17 protein-coding genes are annotated in these 19602 nt (G+C 64.0%); 9 read left to right on the top strand and 8 right to left on the bottom strand.

Annotation, left to right across the window (positions count from 1 at the left end; genetic code table 11):
• Positions 1–19 precede the first annotated feature (19 nt).
• From murI to RF638_RS06340, 6 genes are all read left to right on the top strand, one after another.
• Positions 20–913, top strand: coding sequence for a glutamate racemase (gene murI, locus RF638_RS06365; RefSeq protein ID WP_368841605.1), 894 nt, complete (start codon positions 20–22; stop codon positions 911–913).
• A 28-nt stretch (positions 914–941) separates the two neighbouring features.
• Entirely contained in the window at positions 942–1781 is an 840-nt protein-coding gene (locus RF638_RS06360) for an MBL fold metallo-hydrolase (protein WP_368841604.1), read from the top strand.
• 9 nt (positions 1782–1790) lie between these two features.
• Complete coding sequence (rph, locus tag RF638_RS06355) at positions 1791–2624, top strand: ribonuclease PH (protein ID WP_368841603.1); 834 nt, start codon at positions 1791–1793, stop codon at positions 2622–2624.
• Positions 2614–3297, top strand: a complete 684-nt coding sequence (rdgB, locus tag RF638_RS06350) for an RdgB/HAM1 family non-canonical purine NTP pyrophosphatase (protein ID WP_368841602.1) — start codon at positions 2614–2616, stop codon at positions 3295–3297. Before rph ends, rdgB begins: the two co-directional genes overlap by 11 nt.
• 3 nt (positions 3298–3300) lie before the next feature.
• A complete protein-coding gene (locus RF638_RS06345) occupies positions 3301–4161 on the top strand; it encodes a phosphotransferase family protein (RefSeq protein ID WP_368841601.1) in 861 nt (286 codons plus the stop codon).
• Positions 4162–4244: 83 nt separating this feature from the next.
• A complete protein-coding gene (locus RF638_RS06340; RefSeq protein ID WP_095797329.1) occupies positions 4245–4826 on the top strand; it encodes a 3'-5' exonuclease in 582 nt (193 codons plus the stop codon).
• A 51-nt stretch (positions 4827–4877) separates the two neighbouring features.
• On the opposite strand, the gene RF638_RS06335 is transcribed toward RF638_RS06340, so the two are convergent.
• On the bottom strand, positions 4878–5918 hold the full coding sequence (locus RF638_RS06335) for an ADP-ribosylglycohydrolase family protein (RefSeq protein WP_095797328.1): 1041 nt from the start codon (positions 5916–5918) through the stop codon (positions 4878–4880).
• 66 nt (positions 5919–5984) lie between these two features.
• Here RF638_RS06335 and RF638_RS06330 point away from each other — a divergent pair, with 66 nt between their 5' ends.
• The 3 genes from RF638_RS06330 to RF638_RS06320 are packed head-to-tail and all read left to right on the top strand — an operon-like array spanning position 5985 to position 11720.
• Entirely contained in the window at positions 5985–7223 is a 1239-nt protein-coding gene (locus tag RF638_RS06330) for an exonuclease SbcCD subunit D (protein WP_095797327.1), read from the top strand.
• Between the two features lie 12 nt (positions 7224–7235).
• Positions 7236–10409 carry an AAA family ATPase gene (locus tag RF638_RS06325; RefSeq protein WP_368841600.1) on the top strand — a complete coding sequence of 1058 codons (3174 nt, stop codon included), beginning with the start codon at positions 7236–7238 and terminating at the stop codon, positions 10407–10409.
• 9 nt (positions 10410–10418) lie between these two features.
• Positions 10419–11720, top strand: coding sequence for a hypothetical protein (locus RF638_RS06320; protein ID WP_368841599.1), 1302 nt, complete (start codon positions 10419–10421; stop codon positions 11718–11720).
• Positions 11721–11808: 88 nt separating this feature from the next.
• Here the strand turns inward: RF638_RS06320 and RF638_RS06315 are convergent, their stop codons facing one another.
• The 7 genes from RF638_RS06315 to RF638_RS06285 form a co-directional block, all read right to left on the bottom strand.
• A complete protein-coding gene (locus RF638_RS06315) occupies positions 11809–12492 on the bottom strand; it encodes an MBL fold metallo-hydrolase (protein ID WP_368841598.1) in 684 nt (227 codons plus the stop codon).
• Positions 12489–13586 carry an S-(hydroxymethyl)mycothiol dehydrogenase gene (locus RF638_RS06310; RefSeq protein ID WP_095797324.1) on the bottom strand — a complete coding sequence of 366 codons (1098 nt, stop codon included), beginning with the start codon at positions 13584–13586 and terminating at the stop codon, positions 12489–12491. The genes RF638_RS06315 and RF638_RS06310 overlap by 4 nt, the downstream gene beginning before the upstream one ends.
• A gap of 48 nt (positions 13587–13634) precedes the next feature.
• The gene (locus tag RF638_RS06305) at positions 13635–14426 is read right to left on the bottom strand and encodes an alpha/beta fold hydrolase (protein ID WP_368841597.1); all 792 of its coding nucleotides are present in this window, start codon (positions 14424–14426) and stop codon (positions 13635–13637) included.
• Positions 14427–14434: 8 nt separating this feature from the next.
• The gene (locus RF638_RS06300) at positions 14435–15559 is read right to left on the bottom strand and encodes a YihY/virulence factor BrkB family protein (RefSeq protein ID WP_129701926.1); all 1125 of its coding nucleotides are present in this window, start codon (positions 15557–15559) and stop codon (positions 14435–14437) included.
• Between the two features lie 136 nt (positions 15560–15695).
• On the bottom strand, positions 15696–16142 hold the full coding sequence (locus tag RF638_RS06295; RefSeq protein ID WP_238663254.1) for a MarR family winged helix-turn-helix transcriptional regulator: 447 nt from the start codon (positions 16140–16142) through the stop codon (positions 15696–15698).
• A gap of 241 nt (positions 16143–16383) precedes the next feature.
• Positions 16384–17868 carry a malate:quinone oxidoreductase gene (locus tag RF638_RS06290; RefSeq protein ID WP_095797320.1) on the bottom strand — a complete coding sequence of 495 codons (1485 nt, stop codon included), beginning with the start codon at positions 17866–17868 and terminating at the stop codon, positions 16384–16386.
• A 115-nt stretch (positions 17869–17983) separates the two neighbouring features.
• The gene (locus tag RF638_RS06285; RefSeq protein WP_368841596.1) at positions 17984–19600 is read right to left on the bottom strand and encodes an ABC transporter substrate-binding protein; all 1617 of its coding nucleotides are present in this window, start codon (positions 19598–19600) and stop codon (positions 17984–17986) included.
• Between the last annotated feature and the right edge of the window lie 2 nt (positions 19601–19602).

The following is a 19602-nucleotide window of genomic DNA, read 5'->3' as shown; positions in this document are numbered from 1 at the left end:
ACCATTACTGTCTTTCGATATGCAGGATGAGCACGTGAACACTTCAGGCCCCAATCCGAACTCGCCCATTGGCGTGTTCGATTCCGGCGTGGGTGGACTGACCGTTGCTCGTTCGATCATCGACCAGTTGCCCCACGAGGAAATCCTGTACGTGGGGGACACCGCGCACGGGCCGTACGGTCCACTGCCCATTGCCCGGGTTCGTTCCTTGGCCATGGACATCATGGACGACCTGGTCGACTCCGGCGTCAAGCTCCTGGTCATTGCGTGTAACACCGCCTCCGCCGCGGTGCTGCGCGATGCCCGCGAGCGGTACACCCGGGCCTACAACATTCCCGTGGTCGAGGTGATCCAGCCGGCCGTTCGGCGCGCAGTGGCGACCACCCGCAACGGGAAGATCGGTGTCATCGGCACGGAAGCCACCGTGGGATCTCGTGCTTACGACGACACGTTCGCCGCAGCGCCTCACCTGGATGTCACCTCCGTGGCGTGCCCCGAGTTCGTCGACTACGTCGAGCGCGGGGTGACCACGGGGCCCGAGCTGCTACGCGCTGCGCAGGGTTACCTGGAACCCCTCAAGGAAGCCGGCGTGGACACGCTGGTTCTTGGGTGCACCCACTATCCGCTCCTGACCGCGGTGATCTCCTACGTCATGGGTGACAGCGTGAACTTGGTGTCCTCCGCTGAGGAAACGGCGCGCGATGTTTACCGTGCGCTCATGGACAACGACCTGGAACGCGACGTCAACCTCACCCCGCACCACGAGTTCCTGGCCACGGGTGATCCCGGAAGCTTTGAAGTCCTTGCCCGCCGGTTCCTCGGACCCGAGGTGCTGCGCGTCCGTCATACGTCCTCGGTGGCCGAACAGTACCCGACGGGTTCTTTGGCCATGATCCATCCGGCTCAGCGTTGAGTCGGTACCACGAAAGGCATCCCCAGTCATGATGTTGACCGTCATTGGGAACACCGGTAGCTTCCCGGGCCCAAACTCTCCTGCGTCGTGCTATTTGTTGACGGGCGAGGATCACGAGGGCCGTACCTGGCGCGTGATTCTGGATATGGGCAATGGCTCCTTGGGCGTATTGCAGCGCCAGATCGCGCTGGAAGACATCGACGCCGTAATGATCACTCACCTTCACCCCGATCACTGCGTGGATCTGGCGGGCCTGCACGTGGCGGTCAAGTGGGACCCTCGGGGCTGGAACTCCGGACGCGTTCCGCTCTACGGGCCGTCAGGATTGCACGACTATCTCAATCGGTCGCATGCAATGCCCGCCGGCCACAGCATGGACACGGAGTTCGTGTTCAACGTGTGGCAGGAACGTCAGGCGGTCACCGTGGGCCCGTTCACGGTCACCCCGTTCCAGGTTGAGCACCCGTGCCCCGAGCCCTACGCGCTGCGCGTGGAATTCGACGGGCCCATGGGGTCTTCGGTCTTGACCTATTCCGGTGACACCGATTCATGCGAGGGGTTGGTGGATGCCGCACGTGACGCGGACCTCTTCCTGTGTGAAGCCGCCTACGAGGAAGGCCGTGAGGACCACCTCCGCGGGATCCACCTCACGGGTTACCGCGCGGGTCAGGCGGCAACCCAGGCCCAAGTACATCAGCTGCTGCTGACCCATTTGCCGGTGTGGAATTCACCCACCAGGACTCGCCAGGAAGGGATTGCCGCGTTCAGCGGACCGGTCGGTATTGCGGAACCGGGGTACACCTACAAGGTGGTTCCGGCGAATGTCACCATTTCGGGCGCGTTGGCAAGGCCTGCAACAGCGGACTAGGCTGGCGATATGACTTCGCCTACCGATCCGTCACAAGAAAATTCCACACTGGTCGGAGAGCGATCCACCCCTGATACGGCCGTGGCCGATTCGGCTGCCGCGAACGTCGTGCGTTCCGACGGTCGCGCCGTGGACGAGCTGCGGCCCATCACCATCACTCGTGGCTGGTCCAATCAGGCCGAAGGCTCGGCCCTCATCGAATTCGGCGGCACCCGCGTGCTGTGCACCGCGTCCCTGACCGAAGGCGTTCCGCGCTGGCTCAAGGGCGAAGGTCGCGGCTGGGTCACGGCCGAGTACGCCATGTTGCCGCGCGCCACCTCCACTCGTTCGGCCCGCGAGTCCGTCAAGGGCAAGATCGGTGGCCGCACCCATGAGATCTCCCGACTGATCGGCCGCGCGCTGCGTTCCATCATCGACCTCAAGGCGCTCGGCGAGAACACCGTGGTTCTGGACTGCGACGTGCTCCAAGCAGACGGCGGAACCCGTACTGCCGCGATCACCGGAGCATACGTGGCTCTGGCCGAAGCGATTTCTTGGGCCCACGCCAACGGCGTGATCAAGCCCAACGTCAAGCCCCTGGTGGACACCGTGTCCGCGGTCTCCGTGGGCATTATCGACGGCGTTCCCATGTTGGACCTGCCCTACGTTGAGGACGTCCGAGCGGAGACCGACATGAACGTGGTGGTCACCGGCTCCGGAGACTTCGTCGAGGTGCAGGGAACTGCGGAGGGCGCGCCCTTCAATCGACAAGAATTGGACGTCCTGCTGGACCTGGCGGTCGCGGGATGTGCGCAGCTGGCCACCATTCAGCAGGAAACGCTGGAGGCGGGCCGTGGACACTGACCCGGAACCGGCCAGGATAGTCCTGGCCTCCAAGAACCAGGGCAAGGTTCGCGAGCTCCAAGCCATGGTCGCCGCGGCCGTGCCTGATCTCGACGCCGCCACGGCAGTGGTCGACGCGCGCGCTGCTGGGCTGAGCGACGTCGTCGAGGACGGCGTGAGTTTCGCCGAAAACGCGCTGCTCAAGGCACGCGCCGCCGCCCGCGAATCGGGACTTATTGCGCTCGCGGACGATTCCGGGCTGGCCGTGGACGTCATGGGAGGTGCCCCGGGAATCTTCTCGGCGCGTTGGTCCGGCCGCCACGGTGATGACACGGCCAACCTGAATTTGCTCCTGGCACAACTGGGAGATGTTCCCGATGACCACCGAAGCGCACAGTTCGTGTGCGCCGCCGCCGTGGTGACCCCCGGCGGAGCGGAACACGTGGTGTTGGGAGAATTCCCCGGGATGATCCTGCGGGAACCGGTGGGTGAGCACGGGTTCGGTTACGACCCGATCTTCGCCCCGGACGGTTATGACGGTTTGAGCTGCGCCCAACTGAGCCCGGAGGAGAAGAACCGGGTCAGTCATCGTGCGCGGGCCATGAACGCTGTGCTGCCGCACCTCGTGGCGGCACTGGAAGAACAGGACGATCCGGCCGGGGATGATCCACCGCGGCCGGGCTCGGGGGACTGAGTCATGAGATTCGCATGCGGACATCTTCCGTTCGCCGACGCCGTTGACGCGGTGCTGGCCGAAGCGGGAGTCAGCGTGGACCGTTCCGATTGGGAGGTGCACGCGGGAGGTTCCGCGCACATCGTGGTGAATGCGGGGCACGTGATGAGCGTGCGCATTGCCAAGAACCCTACGTCGGGAGAGAACGTGCGACGTCGCGTGCGAGCGTTGTCGTTGTTGCCCGACTTCGATTTCGCGGTGCCTCAGCCGTTGACGCGGGTGCTCAATGTCGGGCGGTACACGGCCGTGGGCATGACCTGGTTGCCGGGGACCACTCGCGATCCCGGCCCGGTGTCGCCGAGTATTCTGGGCAGCGTGCTGGACCAATTACGTTCGGCAGAGGTCTCGGAGGAGGCGCCGTGGTTGGACCGTCCTGGGCAGCACTGGGGTGGTCATCGCCGTCGCCATGTGTTGCTCGACCAGGTGATCCCGCGTTTGATTCCGAGCAATCGTCCGCGCGCGTTGGAAGCCATCCAGGACTTGGTGGATCTGGAAACGGTGGAACCGAAACTCGTTCACGGCGACCTCATGGGTAACAACATGCTCTGGGAGGACGACCGGCTGGTGGGAGTCATCGACTGGGATCACGCGTGCGTGTCCGATCCCGCGTACGACACCGCGTCGCTGGGGTTGTGGTTCGGGTGGGACAGTGTTCGTCACGCTACGACACCGGAGGACTTCGAGCGTGCGCAGCTGCATTCGAGGATCTTCCCGCTGCAGGCGGTCGCCTACGCGATCCACCATGAACTGGACATCGCGCAGATCAACCAGGCGGTGGAAAAGGCTGACGACTGGTACGAAGCACACGCATCGGTCCACGCCTGAGCCAACACCACCCAGCAAGGTCACAGTGGCGGCAATGACCAGTCCGTGGCCAGCGTGTCTGAGGCGAGCAGTAGCCTGTCACCGTGCCCGTCAGTTTCACAGCCATAGATTTCGAAACAGCCAACCGTAGCTTCGCATCCGCCTGCGCCGTGGGCGTAGTTCGCGTGGCGGACGGCCAGGTCGCTGATACCCAGTACTCGCTTTTGCGTCCGCCGCCGGGCCACGATCATTTTGAGCCGGGGAATATCAGGGTCCACGGTATTCGGCCAACGGACGTGGTGGGCGCACCGTCGTACGGCCAGTACTGGCGATGGCTCGTGGACCGGCTCGAGACGGACGATCCGGACGGGATTCTGGTGGCCCACAATGCGGTTTTCGACACCGGCGTGATCCGGGCCGCCAATCAAGCGGTGGGCGAACCAGCACGTCCGTGGCGCTATGCGTGCAGTTTGCGCCTGTCCCGTGCGGCCTACCAGTTGAGATCGTACTCACTCCCGGCCGTGTCGCACGCCGTGGGAGTCCCGCTGGAGAATCACCACAACGCGCTGGCCGACGCCCAGGCGTGCGCGGGCATCGTGATGGACCTGGCTCGTCGTAGCGCCGCCGAGTCCATGGAGGAACTCGCGGCTCACTACGGCACCAAAATCCTCAGCGCCCAGCTCTAGACCACCGGTTCGCAGCGACCGATTAATGGCTCGGGGCCGCGACGCGGTGCGTCACGGGCACCAGCGATCGCACCACTGGCGTGCCAGTACGTCGAGTTCTGTGACCACGGCCCCGTCGTCGGTCGGAACGCTCGTGGTTCCCCAGCGGGCCGCGATCACCGCGGCTGCCACGGAACGCGCAGCTTCTGACGTGGCCGGATGCCCGTTGATCAGGTCGAGCGCGCGCGCCACGGTGCCTTGCGGGTCCTGGTTGCCGGCGTCATCGACCTGGGCAACTTTTGCAGCGGCCAACCCGAGTGCCAACGCCGACGACGCCGCGGTGCCGTCCGTCACCGCACGCGACAACGCGCCGTCGGCGGATCCGAGTTCCGCGCGATCCGTGACCTTCGAGACCATCCGCAGCAGTGCGTTGGTCTTCGGTGCGGGGCGAGTCATGCCGGCGCAGACCTCGATCACGGCCGCGAGGATGTGGGAGACATCCGCGTTCGTCTCGCGGGCCCTGACACTCGCGTGGATCGAGAGCGCGGTGGCGACCGCGGCCGTCTGTGCCTCGGGGTCGCCGTGAGTGATGGCCGCGGCATCGACCACGAGTGGAACGAGTGCCTTCCAACCGAGATTGGGGACCAAACCGTAGGGGATGCTGCGCGTTAGGACTTCGGGGCTGTTCGTCGTCGGGTCGATAGGGCGGACCACTTCACCGAACTCTCCGGTGGCCAGGACGGTGAAGCTGTCACCGTGGGGAGTTCCGGGGCTGGCGAGCAAAGGAAAATCACTCTCGAAGTCACGGGCCGGAGGTACCGGGGAGCTTGCCGGAGGCCGGGCACCGGCGGCCCGTGCCCACCGAAGATAGGAAAGCCACGCGCAGGCCGTGGGATCGGCGGAGAGACCGTCATTGGCCCATTCGGCCACTTCATTGAGGGCGTCGGCGGTTCGCGCGGCCAACTGGGCAAGCTCACCGGGTTCATCAGCGGCCGAGAGGGACGCGACGGCCAGACTCCGGAACACCGCAGTCACCGAGTCGCGGTAGGTGTCATGGGCCGGGGCAATGCCGCGGTCGGGGGAGAGCAGCTGCGAGGAAGTGGAGTCGGGCATGCCACCGAGTCTATGTGAGTCATGCGCGCCCTATGCGTGTCGGGGCGGGCGGATAGATTGACGATCATGAGGTTTCTACACACGTCCGACTGGCACTTGGGTCGCACCTTTCACGGCGTTGACGTCCTGGACGTCCAGTCCCGGGCCATGGACGAGATCGTCCACTGGGTGACGGAGCATCGAGTCGATGCCGTGCTGATTTCCGGTGACGTGTACGACCGCGCTCAACCGCGCACAGAAGTCGTAGAGCTGCTCAACACCACGCTGGCCAAGATTCGGCGCGCCGGAGCGTACGTGGTGGTGACGAGCGGAAATCACGATTCAGCCGCCAGGCTCGGTTTCGGCGCGGAAATCATGGCCCACGGTGGCGTGTTCCTCCGGACCCGCCTGGATCACGCCTCCCGCCCGGTGCTCTTCACCGAAGATGAGTCGGGAGTGGGAGTCACGGACACGGCGCTCTCGGGTGGTACCGGGAGCTCCGAGAAGCAGGGAACGGCGGAGTCTAGCCAGGCAGGAGAGAACGCGGTTGCGGTATACGGCATCCCGTACCTGGAACCTCGGTCCGTGGCTCCTGGGTTGGAGTGCCAGGCCACGCATCAGGCGGTTCTCCAGACCGTTGCACGTACTACCACGGAGGACCTCGCGCAGCGCCGCGACACCAGAGGTGTCGTGATGGCGCACGCCTTCGTCACGGGGGCGGCGGCCACGGAGTCCGAACGCATCATTGATTCCGGCGGTCTGGGCACGGTGAGCGCCGATGTCTTCGATTCCCATGATTACGCTGCACTGGGACACATCCACAGACGGCAGACCATTCGCGAGTCCGTGCGCTACAGCGGGTCACCCGTGGCGTATTCGTTTTCGGAAACCGGGCAGTCCAAGGGAGCCTGGCTCGTGGAGTTCACGGCCGGGAATGAACCGGAAGTGCTACCTCTCGATCACCGGGCGGGCCTGCACCTGGCCCAGCTGCGCGGTCACTTGGAGGACTTGCTGCGCGATCCCGAGCACTCAGATGCCGAGTCGGCATGGTGCCAGGTGGTCCTCACCGATTCCGAACGACCAGCAGCGGCCATGGATCGAATTCGCACCAGATTCTCCCAGACCGTGGAACTTCGGTGGGAGCCGGAAGGCGGCCGGGCGCAACCCCAGCTCAGTTACAGTGCCCGCGTGAGAACGGCCGAAAATCCGGAATCACTGTGCGCCTCGTTCTTCGACCACGTGAGACAGCGGTCCGTGACGGATCCGGAGCGCGCGGACATTGCCGCTGCAGTGGGTACCGCACAATCGGATGCACGGTCGGAGTAGGCGGAAACTAATATGAAATTGCATCGTTTGGAGATCACCGCGTTCGGCCCGTTTGCCGGTCACGAAGTGGTGGAGTTCGATCAGCTCAACGAGGCCGGGGTGTTCCTGCTCAATGGCGAGACGGGTGCCGGAAAGACCAGTGTGCTGGACGCGATTTGTTTCGCGCTGTACTCATCTGCTCCCACCACCGTGGCCATGGGTGGGCGGAAACCGGTCCACAGCGATCACGCGGAACCGGACACGGCCCCATTGGTCGAACTGGAGTTCTCATCGGGTGGTCGGCGCTGGTGCATCAGCCGTTCGCCCGCCTGGAGCAAACCGTCAAGCCGGGCGGCGTCGGGCTGGACGGAACTGCACGCCAAGGTGCTGTTGCGTGAATGGGTGGACGGCCAGTGGCTGGAACGTGGTCATCGCCCGGACGAGGTGGGGCAGACCATCGAACACGTGATCGGGTTGAACCGGGAACAATTCACCCAGGTGATGATGCTGCCGCAGGGCCGGTTTGCGCAGTTCTTGCGGGCCGGGTCCAAGGAACGGGAGAAGTTACTCGAGACCCTGTTCGGAACCGATATTTATCCGCGCATTCAGCAGGAACTCAAGGACCGGGCCGCGAACAGTCAGGCGGAGCTCGATGCTCTCCGGGTCGAGCAGCAACGGGACCTCGAACGCGTCACGCAAATGGATGCGCAGTTCGGAGAAGTTATCGGGGGCTTGCCATCGGGAACGGTGACAATTCCCAGGTCCCCTTCCCACGGTGCTGGTGCTGAATCGGCCGAGGAGTCCACGACCGTCTCAGAACGGGAGCTGGACGATGCACCGGCGGAACACCAGCCGGTCACGGTCACGGACCTGTGTGAGCGCCTTTCCACGGCCGCGGGGGAATTGGACTCCGCCCGCGAAGCGATTTCGGTCCGGCAGGTCCGAGCCTCGGACAGGGCTCGGGAACTGGCTCAGCGGCTTCAGAACATTGAGCGCCACGATCGACTGACGGCAGCCCTCGAGCAGCTCCGCTCAGAAAAGGACACGGTCACCACTCGAGAGGCTGCGCTGACGCGGCACCGGGCGGCGCAGAAACTCAGGGGTTTCGTGACGTCCGTCGAGACTGCCCGAGCGGCGTCGGAGGAGGCCAATAACTCGTTCGAGACCTCGCGAGAAGTGTTCTCGGAGACCTCATCCGATCTCGAACGGTTCCGGAGAGTCCTCGGGACCGCGACCACGGCGCTGGATGAATGGATCGACCACGGTCAGGATCTGGCTGCCGTGCGTGACGCGGCTGTCAGCGCTCGCCAAACGGCTGAGCAGGCGTTGGACGTCGACGAATCTGTCGGCTCGGCGCAACGCGCTCTCCGCGAGGTCGAGCACCAGGTGACGCAGCGAAGCGCGCGGCGACGAAGCGTCGAAGACCGCTTGGACGGCGCCGTCGAACAACGTGTTGCGGTCGAGCAGACCGCGACGGAACTGCGGTTGGCCACGCAGGACGCGGGAATGATCAGGGACCGTCACTCTCGAGCTCAGCAGACGCTGAAAGCGTCGGAAGAATTCCAGGGCCTGGCTCGGCAACGTGATGCCCAGGGGGAGCGCTACCGGACGGCCGAGGACAACCGCCGCGCGGCGGCCCGCCGCGTGGAGGACCTCGAAACCCAGCGCTTCGCCTCCGCGGCGGCAACCCTCGCTGCCGCCCTGCATAACGATGCACCGTGTCCCGTGTGTGGCTCCAGGGTGCACCCCGAACCGGCGGATCAGGAACAGGGCCAAGATGTCACGGAACACATGCTCACCGCGGCGCGATCCACTCGAGACCAGGCGCAGTCCGCAGCAGATCAGGCACATGCCAGCTGGCAAGAAGCTCAGCACCGCGCGGCGCAGGCACTCGGAGCGGGTGCGCAGGAGGACATTGATTCCGCGCGAGAGACGGCCGAGAAGTACGCCGCGGCGGTTCGCCAGCTCGACACGCACCTCGAAACTCTCAGCAAGACCGAGCAGGAACTGGCCGAACTGGATCGGAAGATCCAGGAATCCCGGGAAACCTTGCGGGAAATCGAGCTGCAGGCCGAACGCGATGAAACACGCCGGGAATCGTTGAGCATCCAACTCGACCGGGCCAGCGAGCACTTGGAGCGCGAACTGTTCGGCTTCGAATCGGTGAAGCAACGTATGGGTGCGGCTCGGGATCTAGTGGCCGCAGTGTCGGAGGTGGACAAGGCCCAACGGCGCGTCGACCGCGCAGACCAGGAGCTCGACTACGCGCGGCACACACTGGCATCGGAACTCGAGGACTCACCCTTCGCCAATTCCCAGGAGGTCAACTCGGCACTTGTGGATCACACGCGGGCCGAGCAGATCGAGACCTGGCTCAACGAGTATCGCGAGCAATGGGGAAAGATCACCGCAGAGCTCGCCACGGAGGTCATGACCGCAACGTCCCTGTTGACCCCGGAGGAGCGAGCGGAAACCACGTCCGAAACGGTGATGCACGCGAAACGGACCGGCGAGGAACTGGCCGCACAGCGAGATCACATCACGGCGGTGTCGGGAACGGTTGCCGCGTTGAAGCGTTCCGCGGTGGACCTGTCGCGTACTGGCGGGCAACGCAGCGAAGCCCTGGCCCGTGTGCAGGAACAGGCCGAACGGCTCGCAGGCCTCTCCGCGGTGGCCAACGGGCTCTCCACCGACAACAGTCTTCGCATGACACTCACCTCGTTCGTGCTGGCCGCGAAATTGGAACACGTGGCCGCCGTTGCCTCCGAACACCTGCAGCACATGTCCTCGAGTCGTTTCAGCTTGATCCACACGGACCAGGCAAAGGGCGGCGGGAAGGCAGGGCTCGGCCTGGAAGTGGATGATTCCTGGACCGGCATCAAACGCGGAACGGAAACGCTGTCCGGCGGAGAATCGTTCTTCACCTCTTTGGCCCTGGCCCTCGCGCTCGCAGACGTGGTGCGAGCTGCGGCCGGCGGTCAGGACATGGACACCTTGTTCGTGGACGAAGGCTTCGGTTCCTTGGACGAGGACACCCTGGAACAAGTTCTGGAGACCATTGACGGCCTCAGACAGAATGGGCGCGTCATCGGTCTGGTGTCCCATGTGGCGGAGATGAAACAACGCATCGGTACTCAACTGGTCGTGACCAAGACTCCCAAGGGGTCACACCTGCGCGTCATGACCGGTCTGGAAACGAACGCGTAGGCTGATGCCGTGAGTTCCTCAGTGCCTGCGCCCTCGCCCATCACCTCCAAATCGGCACCTGAGCTGATCAGAGATGTCCAGGTGCTCAACGGGCTGGGTGGGCGCGGCCTGACCTGGATCACGTTGGCGCTGCGCCTGCCGCAAGTGCTGGCCCCGCTCGGCGTGATTACGTGGGTGGCAACCCAGACGGCTTCGCCCTGGGCGGCTGCCCTGAGTTCCGCAGCAGTGTGCCTGGGGAGTGCACTGTGCGGCGTTCTCATGACCTTCTTTGTCAACGTTCCCTGGCGACAATGGGGCATGGTGGTGCTGGCACTGCTGCAGGGCATGGTCATGTGGCTGCTGCCGTTGGCGCCCATTGAATCCGTGCCCACGGGGATCGACAGTCTGGGAATGTTCCTGCCGTTCTTCTTCGCGGGTTTGTCGTTGGCCCCGCAGGGCCTGGTGTGTCGAATCCGCTGGAACTCCCTCCTGGAACATCGCCAACGCGCGGATTTGTTGCCCACTGCCATGCGAGCGGAGTCCGTGAGCGAGGCCATGTCGGTGGTCACCGGTGCCGCTATCACCGGATTGATCGCGACCACGGCCGGTCCCCAAACGGTATTGCGTGTTTCCGCTGTGCTCTCGGTGGTCATGATCACCATCTTCATGCTGCACCCCTCCGCGAGGCTCAAACAGCCGGTTCTCACGGTCTCGCTCCGGGATAGTTCGGAGCGGCTGCAACAGGCCCGACGCTGGTCCGCTCAACGATTGCGCTCCATGTTGGTGGTCGGTTGCAGTGGGCTCGGCGCGTTACTCGGGGCAATCCAAGGGTGTCTGGTGGTGTTTGCCGTGTCGGTGGACATCGTGCCGTCAATGGGTGCCCTCTACGCCTTCTTGGGTCTGACATCCGCTATCGCAGCTGTGGTGACCGTGTCCTGGCGTACCAGGGTCCGTCCGTGGAATCTCTGGATCCTCTATTCCACGGCCGCCCTCTTGGCTTCCATGATGTTGTCCACGCCGTCCGGGGCCTTCGGATTCGCAGTGGTGCTGGCCTTGATCGGATTGTGCATCGGTCCCAGTCTGCTGTGTCTCTATGGACTCGCGGCGTATGCCGCACCCGAGGACATGTACATCGGGCTCGTCTCGAGGATGACTGCGGCGACCTCAGCCGGTATGGCCCTGGGCCTGGTGCTCAGCGCGTACTTCGGCGTCCGCTACGACTACATTTCGGCCGCGCTCGTGCCCGTCTCGGTGGCATTGATTCCCTTGGCCGGATCCCTTGTGTTCATCTACATCTGGCGTAGGTCACCGCTGTCCAGCCCGCACACCTGAGACCGACGGCCGCGATGGCAGAGAAAACAGCGCTGCAGCCGACGATCGGCTGCAGCGCTGTTCGCTACCTGGCACCGAATGAGCGGGCTCAGTGCCCGCGGGCAATCCATTCGCTCACGTGCGGCTTCTCGTCGCCCACCGTGGTGGAATCCCCGTGACCGGTGAGAACCCGGGTTTCCTCCGGCAGGGACAGGATGCGTTCCTGGATGGACTCGATGATGGTGGGGAAGTCCGAGTAGGAACGACCCGTGGCGCCGGGGCCACCCTGGAACAGCGTGTCCCCGCTGAACAGAACTCCATGGCCGCCCACCTCGGGGCCGTAGAACACCACGGAACCGGGGGAGTGGCCGGGAGTGTGGAGCACGGTCAACGCGGCGGTTCCGGCCACGATCTTCTGGTTGTCCTCCAGTGGCTCGGGTTCGGGGCCGTCGGAGAACACCTTGCGCCACAGCACCAGGTCCTCCGGGTGCATGTAGATGTCGGCGTCCGTGTCGGCCAAGTCCACGAATTCACGGACCGCGGCAATGTGGTCATCGTGTCCGTGGGTCAGCAGCACGTGGGTGATCGTGCGGCCGGCCACGGCGTCGACCACGGCTTGTGGATTGTGCGCGGGATCGATGACGGCGCATTCCACACCGTTGCCGATGATCCACACGTTGTTGTCGACCTCCCACGTGCCACCGTCCAGGCTGAACGTTCCGGAGGTGACGCAGTTGTCGATCCGCAGACCGGTTTCGTCGTCACTGAGGATAGTGGTCGGCTGTTCGCTCATCGGGGCATCTCCACTACAGATCGCAGGACCTTACCGGCCTTCATGGTCTCGAATGCTTCGTCCACCTGGTCCAGCTCGATTCGTTCGGTCACGAACGCGTCAAGGTCCAGGCGGCCCAGCTTGTACTGGTCCACGAGCATGGGGAAGTCACGCGATGGCAGGGTATCCCCATACCACGCCGATTTGATGGAGCCGCCGCGGGAGAAGATCTCGTCCAGGGGCAGTTCAATGGTCGTTCCGGGATCGGGCACGCCCACCAGAACCACGCGTCCGGCCAGGTCACGTGCCTGGAACGCCTGCTTGAACGTGGGCTCGATGCCCACGGCGTCGATGACCAGGTCAGCACCGTTACCGTCGGTGAGTTCCTGGATGGCCTTCACCGGGTCGTTGTTCTTGGAGTTCACGGTGTGGGTCGCACCCAGTCGCTTGGCGGTGGCGAGCTTCTCGTCGTCGAGATCGACAGCGATGATGGTCGTCGCCCCGGCCAAGGCGGCACCGGCGATCGCGGCGGTTCCCACGCCGCCGCAACCGATCACGGCCACGGACTCACCGCGTTTGACGGCACCTGTATTGATGGCGGCACCGATACCCGCGGTCACGCCGCAACCCAGCAGGCCCACAGCCGCGAACTGGTCGTCCTCGAGGGGTGTTTCCACGCGGGTGCACTGCCCGGCGGCCACCAGGGTTTTCTCAGCGAACGCGCCGATACCCAGGGCCGGCTCCAGCTCCGTGCCGTCTTCCAAGGTCATCTTCTGGGTCGCGTTGTGGGTGTTGAAGCAGTACCACGGTTCACCCTTCCGGCACGCCCGGCATTCGCCGCATACCGCGCGCCAGTTGAGGATCACATGATCGCCTACCTCGACCTCGGTCACACCCTCGCCCACGGCGCTGACCACGCCCGCGGCCTCGTGGCCGAGCAGGAAGGGGAAGTCGTCGCTCACGCCGCCCACCTTGTAGTGCAGATCCGTTTGGCACACGCCGCACGTCAGCACGTCCACGAGCGCCTCTCCGGGCCCCGGATCCGGTACCAGAATCGTTTCCACGGTGGCCGGTTCGTTCTTGGCCTTGACCACTACACCTTTGACCTTGTGCATCTGTGTGCCTTCCTGTTGGCGTGTTCCGGGCATCACATCCAGCTTATGTCAGGCACCGTGGGAGGCACCGGGAGTTCGCCCCGGGAGGAACCGCACTGCGGTGTCGCGCACCCGTTTGGAGGTCACCACGTTCACGTGGTCGCGTTTCGGTTCCACATGCACCTCGGTGGGTGGTTCGCTTTCCCCGGTCCGACGACGCCGCCGCGCCGCCAGGAACACGGCGTGGTCACCGGGAGTGGACCAGGCGTCGTCGGCGCCCGAGAAGAGGAGCGCAGGCTGGTGGGGTACAGCGGCGTCGGCGTGGAAGGGATCGGAAACGAGGCACCTGGCGAGGTGACGCTGAGCGGGGTCGACCAGGAAGTCTCGTGTCTCGAGTACGGCGGTCAACCGATCTACCATGCTGAATCCGCCCAGGACCAAACGCGAAAACCGGGACGGAGCCGAGGCTGCGCACTGGTACAGCAGCTGGGCACCCAAGGAATAGCCCACCGCAACCACCGGGTCGCTGGAGATCCGCCGCGCATGTCCGATGATCTCGGCGCACAATGTCTCCCTCGTGATTGAGGGAACGGGTCTGACCATGCCGTGCGCGGGCAGATCCACGGCCCACACGTGGAACCCGGCCGTGCCCAATGACCTGACCCACCGTGTGGCCACCCAATTGGCGGCGGAGGACGAGGCCAAACCATGGATGAGCAGCACGCTCGGTCCGGGTGTGGTAGTCAGCTCCCGCAGGACGGTGGCCGTTGGCGTGTCAGCCGTAGTCGGGTTAACGGCCGAAGCCGGTTCATCGCCCAATTGAGGGACGTGCGAACCGGCTTCGATCCGATCTTCGGACATGCTCACTGTTATTTGTCCGAGCTCTTGGAATCCTTCGAGTCGTTGGAAGAACCTTCAGAGTCCGACGAATAGTCGATGTGGTCGTGCTGCAGACGCAACTTGCGACCCTCGGCTTCCAGCTTCTCTTCCTTGGCCTCGAGCTTCTCGGTCTGGCGGACGTCACGCGGGGGCAACTGGATGGTGCCCTCGGCCCGCAGTCCACCCTGGAGCTGGCGGCCGCGTTCGACCTCCGCATCGACCTCCGCACCTAACAGGAGCACATTGTTCATGATCCACAGGCCCAGCAGCAGGATGATCACGGAACCGATGATGCCGTACGTCGCGTTGTAGCTCGCGAAGTTGGACACGTAGAAGGCGAAACCAACGCCGGCCAGGATCATGACTACCAGCGCGATCACGGCACCCGGGCTCATCCACCGGAACTTGGGCTGCTTGACGTTGGGGGTCGCGTAGTAAAGCAGCGCGATCATCAGCACGAGCAGGAACAGGATGACCGGGATCTTGGCCCAGTTCCACACCGTCACGGCGGTGGAGCCCAGGCCCACCAGGTCACCCGCGGTCTGAGCTATGTCACCGGAGAGCAACACCATGAACATGACCAGCGCAACAATGAGCACCACGGCCAAGGTCACCAGCAAAAGGACGGGCTTGAGCTTCAAGAAGGGACGGCCTTCGCTCACCTCGTAGATGCGGTTCATGGCGCGACCGAACGCACCGGTGTAACCGGAAGCGGTCCACAGGGCACCAGCAACACCGACGACCAGGGCCAATCCGGCACCGGACTGGGTGGTCAACTGCGAAATGGGCCCGGATAACAGGCTGACCAGTTCCGCGGGCGCGTACTGCTCCAGGAAGTCCAGGATGGCCGTGGTAGTGGCCTCGCCCTGACCGAACACGCCCAGCAGCGAGACCAGGGCCAATAGCGCCGGGAAGATCGACAGCACCGCGAAGTATGTCAGGGACGCGGCCAGGTCCGTACAACCGTCCTTGCTGAATTCCGAGATGGCACGTTTGAACACGTATCCCCAGGACTGCCCCTTCAGATCAGTGGGGGAGTCAGGCTTGGCGTCATGGTCCGGATCCGGGGCCGCGTGATCGCGGCGCTGCGTGGATTCAAGGTTATGGTCGCTCATCGAGCAGTCCTCTCGAAGAAATATGTCGCTGGTGCTGATGACAGTTCTTCGACAGTCTACTGAACCGGACGTGCTGGATCGTGCGCCGCGCGGCTCGCGACTGCCCTAGGACCGCGTGATACCGAACTCACCGTTCCTATTGGGACAGGGACATCGAGTACTGGTGGACACGTTCGTTCAATCGGGTCAGCACACGGATCTCTTCAGGATCGAGCGCGGTGCTGATGAGTTCGGCAACCATTTGGTCATGGCCTACAGAAATGGCTTCGTACAAATCGGAACCCTCGTTAGTGAGTGTGACGCGCACACCCCTCAGATCTTGAGCGTCCTGTCGTCGGCTGACCAGGCCTTTGGATTCGAGCCGCTCCAGCATCCTGGACAGGCTCGACTGGGTGAGCAGCACATGGCTGTTGAGATCGCGCAGCCGTAGGCCGCTCCGATCTGCGGTGTACAAAGTTGCCAGAACTTCGAACTCTCGGCGCGACAAGCCGTGCAAATTCACGTTGCGTTGCAGCACCCGGGTCACGGATACGTGGCAACGGCTCAAGGCCTCCCACGCTTCGATGCTCCCTCTAGATGGCATAATTCCCCCTTTAAACGTCCACCCCCTATGGACGTTCTACCAATGCTACGAAACCGTAGACGATGCTCCTGTGTCGCAGATGTCCACATTTGTGACACCCGGTGGTAACCCTGTCCACGTAAGAGTGCACATCCTGGATCTCGAACGGCACGTGGAAATGACACGGGAGCATTTGTACGAAGTGTACAAATGCTCCCGTGAATTCACAGCCCCCACCCGGGCTGCTGGGTGAATCAACTAGTCAGCGGATACCCAACACTTTGGACGTGTGGCCCACGATCTCGTCAGCGAGCTGCGGATTGTCATTGAGCTTCACACCGTACGCGGGAATGAGTTCCTTCAGGCGGGGTTCCCACTCGGACACCTTGGAGGGGAAGCAGCGCGACAGCAGGTTCAACATGATGGGCACGGCGGTGGACGCGCCCGGGGACGCGCCCAGGAGGGCACCGATGGAACCGTCCGCGCTGGTCACCAGCTCGGTACCGAACTGCAGCACGCCGCCCTTCTGCGGATCCTTCTTCATGACCTGAACACGCTGACCGGCCTCGATCAGGTCCCACTGGCCGGCCTCGGCGGTGGGGTAGTACTCGTGCAGGGCGTCCATGCGCTGGGAGCGGGTCTTGGTCAACTCGCTCACGAGGTATTTGACCAGGTCGAGGTTGGCCAGGCCCGCACGGGTCATGGGGTACAGGTTGTGGGCGCGCACGGACATGGGCAAGTCCAGGAAGGAACCGTGCTTCAAGAAATTCGGCTTGAACCCGCCGTAGGGACCGAACATCACGGCTTTCTGGCCGTTGACGTAGCGGGTGTCCAAGTGCGGCACGGACATGGGCGGTGCGCCCACGGAAGCCTGTCCGTAGACTTTGGCGTTGTGCTGGGACGTCACGGCGGGATCGGTGTTGCGCAGGAACAGACCCGAGACGGGGAAACCGCCGAAACCCTTGGCTTCCTTGATGCCGGACTTCTGCAACAGGTGCAGGGCGCCACCACCGGCACCCAGGAACACGAACTTGGCGTGGATGATGCGATTGTTGTCGCTGTTGAGTCGGTCCTCGACCTTGACCAACCACGAGCCGTCCGACTGACGGTTCAGGGTGGTGACCTGTTGGCCGTAGCGCACCGTGGCGCCCTTACTGGCCACGTGGTCGATCAGCTGATTGGTCAGCGCACCGAAGTCCACGTCGGTGCCTTCCGGGGCGAAGGTGGCGGCCACACGCCCGGCACCGCGACCGTGCATGGTCAGCGGAGCCCAATCGGCGATCTGGTCACGGTCCTCGGAGAACTCCATTCGTTCGAACAGCTTGTTCTGCTTGAAGGAGTCGTAGCGAGCCCGCAGGTAGTCGGCGTGGTCCTCGCCGAACACCATGGAAATGTGCGGGACCGGGTTGATGAAGCTGGAAGCGCCCTTGAGTACACCGTTCTCCACGAGCGTGGACCACAGCTGGCGGGTCACGTGGTACTGCTCGTTGATATTGAGTGCCTTCTGGGCGCTCACCGAGCCGTCTGCGGCCTGGGGTGCGTAATTGAGCTCACACAGTGCCGCGTGGCCGGTACCGGCGTTGTTCCATGCGTTGGAGCTTTCCAGCCCGGCGCGGTCCAGACGCTCCAGGATGGTCATGTCCCAATCGGGCTGCAGATCCTTGAGGATGGTCGCCAATGTGGCACTCATGATGCCGGCGCCAACCAGAAGAACGTCGGTGGATTCGGTGGGCTGAGCTGAAGTCAATGTGTCTCCCGGAATGCGTTGCGGGCGCCTCGGTGCGCCGCGTGAGGTTCGCATCCAAGACTATCCCCAGCCCGGGAGGATCACCGAATAAGGTTCCTTACGAACTGCCGGTCCGTCAGCTGTTACGCAGGGTCAGGTCGTTGAACAATTCGTGACCGGTGGACGTCAAGGGGAACGTTTCGACCCGGTTGTTGACCGCCACGGCGGAGACCGGGTGGGCCAGTGGGACAGCCGGCAACAACTCGGAAACGCGGTTGTTCAGGGCGCGGTATGTATTGGCTCGAGCGGCATCTCCGGACATGGCGGCAGCTCGATTGACCGCGGTGAACAAGCCCGGGTCCCGGACGCCGAGTTCTGCATTGGGGGATCCGAGCAGGGGCCCCAAGAAATTGTCCGGGTCGCGGAAACCACCGCTCCAGCCCAGCAGACTGAGGGCGTGAGGTGACTGTGGATCCGTGACCTTCTGCACGTAGTCGTCGTCCCAGTTCACGGCCACCGGGTCCAGATTGAATCCCGCCCGTGTCAGTTGGGAGGAGATCATCGCGAAGACCTGCTCCGGTTGCTGGAGGTACAGCCGCGACGTGTTGCGCGGATAGTAAAAGGTGAGCGGGGCGCCGTCGTAAGTGGAATCGGCCAGCAACTCACGGGCACGCTGGTGGTTGAAGCCGGGGACCTTGAGATCCTCGCCGTCCACATTGAAGCGCGCGGGGATGAACTGATCGGCCACATTGGTGCCGTTGGGAAAGAGCTCGCGGGCAATGGCACCGCGGTCGATCGAGGCCGCGATCGCACGGCGCACCTTGATGTCCCGGAGAATTGGCACACGCTGATTGATGCCCACGTAGGACACCGAGTAGGGGTCCCGGAAGAGCACCTGCGTGCCACTGCGCGCCAGGGGAGCGAAAGCGTCGAGGCCAACCTGGTCGTAGGCGTCCACCTGGCCCGAGACGAGGGCCGCGTAACGCACCTTTGGGTCAGGGATGCTGCGGAACTCCACGGTGCCCAGATGACCAAGTTCTCCCCAGTAGTCCGGATTGACGCTGAGTTGGACGGACCGCGCCTCGGCGGCGATGAAGCGGAACGGTCCGGTCCCCACGGGATGGACGTGTGAGGTACCGGAGGTGATGGCCTCCGGCGAGGCAATGCCGAACGACGGCTGGGTCAGCGCGTGCAACAAGGGATAGTAGGCGTGCCGCAGAACAACTTTAACGGTGCGATCGTCGATGACCTCGCAGCCCTCGTAGCTGGACGATATGGAAGGCTCCGAGTTCCCGTGGCGGAAGACGGTGGCAAAGGATGTGCGGGGTGCCCAGGGTTCTTCCGACTCGGCCTGTGCGCGCCACTTGTCGAAATTGGCGCGCACCGCGTGCGCGTCGAGTGCGGCGCCGTCGTGGAACGTGATGCCTCGTCGGAGCGTGAAGGTGACGGAACGATCGTCGTCGTTGGTCTCCCAGGATTCGGCGAGACCGGGCTGTGGTTCTCCGGTTGAGGGATCGGCCTTGACCAGCCCCTCGAGGATCTGTGCGGCAATGCGCGACGTCTCCACGGAATTGCTGATGGACGGATCCAGAGTCGCCGGTGCTGCAGCCTGGGCGAACACGAATGACGCATCGGGCGCGGCAGGGGAGGAACCCGATCGCGGATCGGACGAGCCGCAGCCTGTGAGCACCACTCCCAGCCCGGCCACGGCCAAGAAGCCGCGACGACCGATCTGGAAATCCGAGGTGCTCAACG

Origin of the sequence: Kocuria sp. CPCC 205235 (genome assembly GCF_040980905.1) — a bacterium.
Taxonomy (GTDB): Bacteria; Actinomycetota; Actinomycetes; order Actinomycetales; family Micrococcaceae; genus Kocuria; species Kocuria carniphila.
The sequence above is the reverse complement of the archived record's forward strand: the minus strand, read 5'-3'. Positions and strand labels throughout refer to the sequence as shown.

Bases quoted from the DNA above. Each gene is read 5' to 3' on its own strand.
- RF638_RS06300 (WP_129701926.1), bottom strand. From the start codon at position 15,559: ATGAGCGACCATAACCTTGAATCCACGCAGCGCCGCGATCACGCGGCC.
- RF638_RS06360 (WP_368841604.1), top strand. From the start codon at position 942: ATGATGTTGACCGTCATTGGGAACACCGGTAGCTTCCCGGGCCCAAAC.
- RF638_RS06295 (WP_238663254.1), bottom strand. From the start codon at position 16,142: ATGCCATCTAGAGGGAGCATCGAAGCGTGGGAGGCCTTGAGCCGTTGC.
- RF638_RS06335 (WP_095797328.1), bottom strand. From the start codon at position 5,918: ATGCCCGACTCCACTTCCTCGCAGCTGCTCTCCCCCGACCGCGGCATT.
- rph (WP_368841603.1), top strand. From the start codon at position 1,791: ATGACTTCGCCTACCGATCCGTCACAAGAAAATTCCACACTGGTCGGA.
- RF638_RS06315 (WP_368841598.1), bottom strand. From the start codon at position 12,492: ATGAGCGAACAGCCGACCACTATCCTCAGTGACGACGAAACCGGTCTG.
- murI (WP_368841605.1), top strand. From the start codon at position 20: ATGCAGGATGAGCACGTGAACACTTCAGGCCCCAATCCGAACTCGCCC.
- RF638_RS06345 (WP_368841601.1), top strand. From the start codon at position 3,301: ATGAGATTCGCATGCGGACATCTTCCGTTCGCCGACGCCGTTGACGCG.
- RF638_RS06325 (WP_368841600.1), top strand. From the start codon at position 7,236: ATGAAATTGCATCGTTTGGAGATCACCGCGTTCGGCCCGTTTGCCGGT.
- RF638_RS06310 (WP_095797324.1), bottom strand. From the start codon at position 13,586: ATGCACAAGGTCAAAGGTGTAGTGGTCAAGGCCAAGAACGAACCGGCC.
- RF638_RS06330 (WP_095797327.1), top strand. From the start codon at position 5,985: ATGAGGTTTCTACACACGTCCGACTGGCACTTGGGTCGCACCTTTCAC.
- RF638_RS06305 (WP_368841597.1), bottom strand. From the start codon at position 14,426: ATGTCCGAAGATCGGATCGAAGCCGGTTCGCACGTCCCTCAATTGGGC.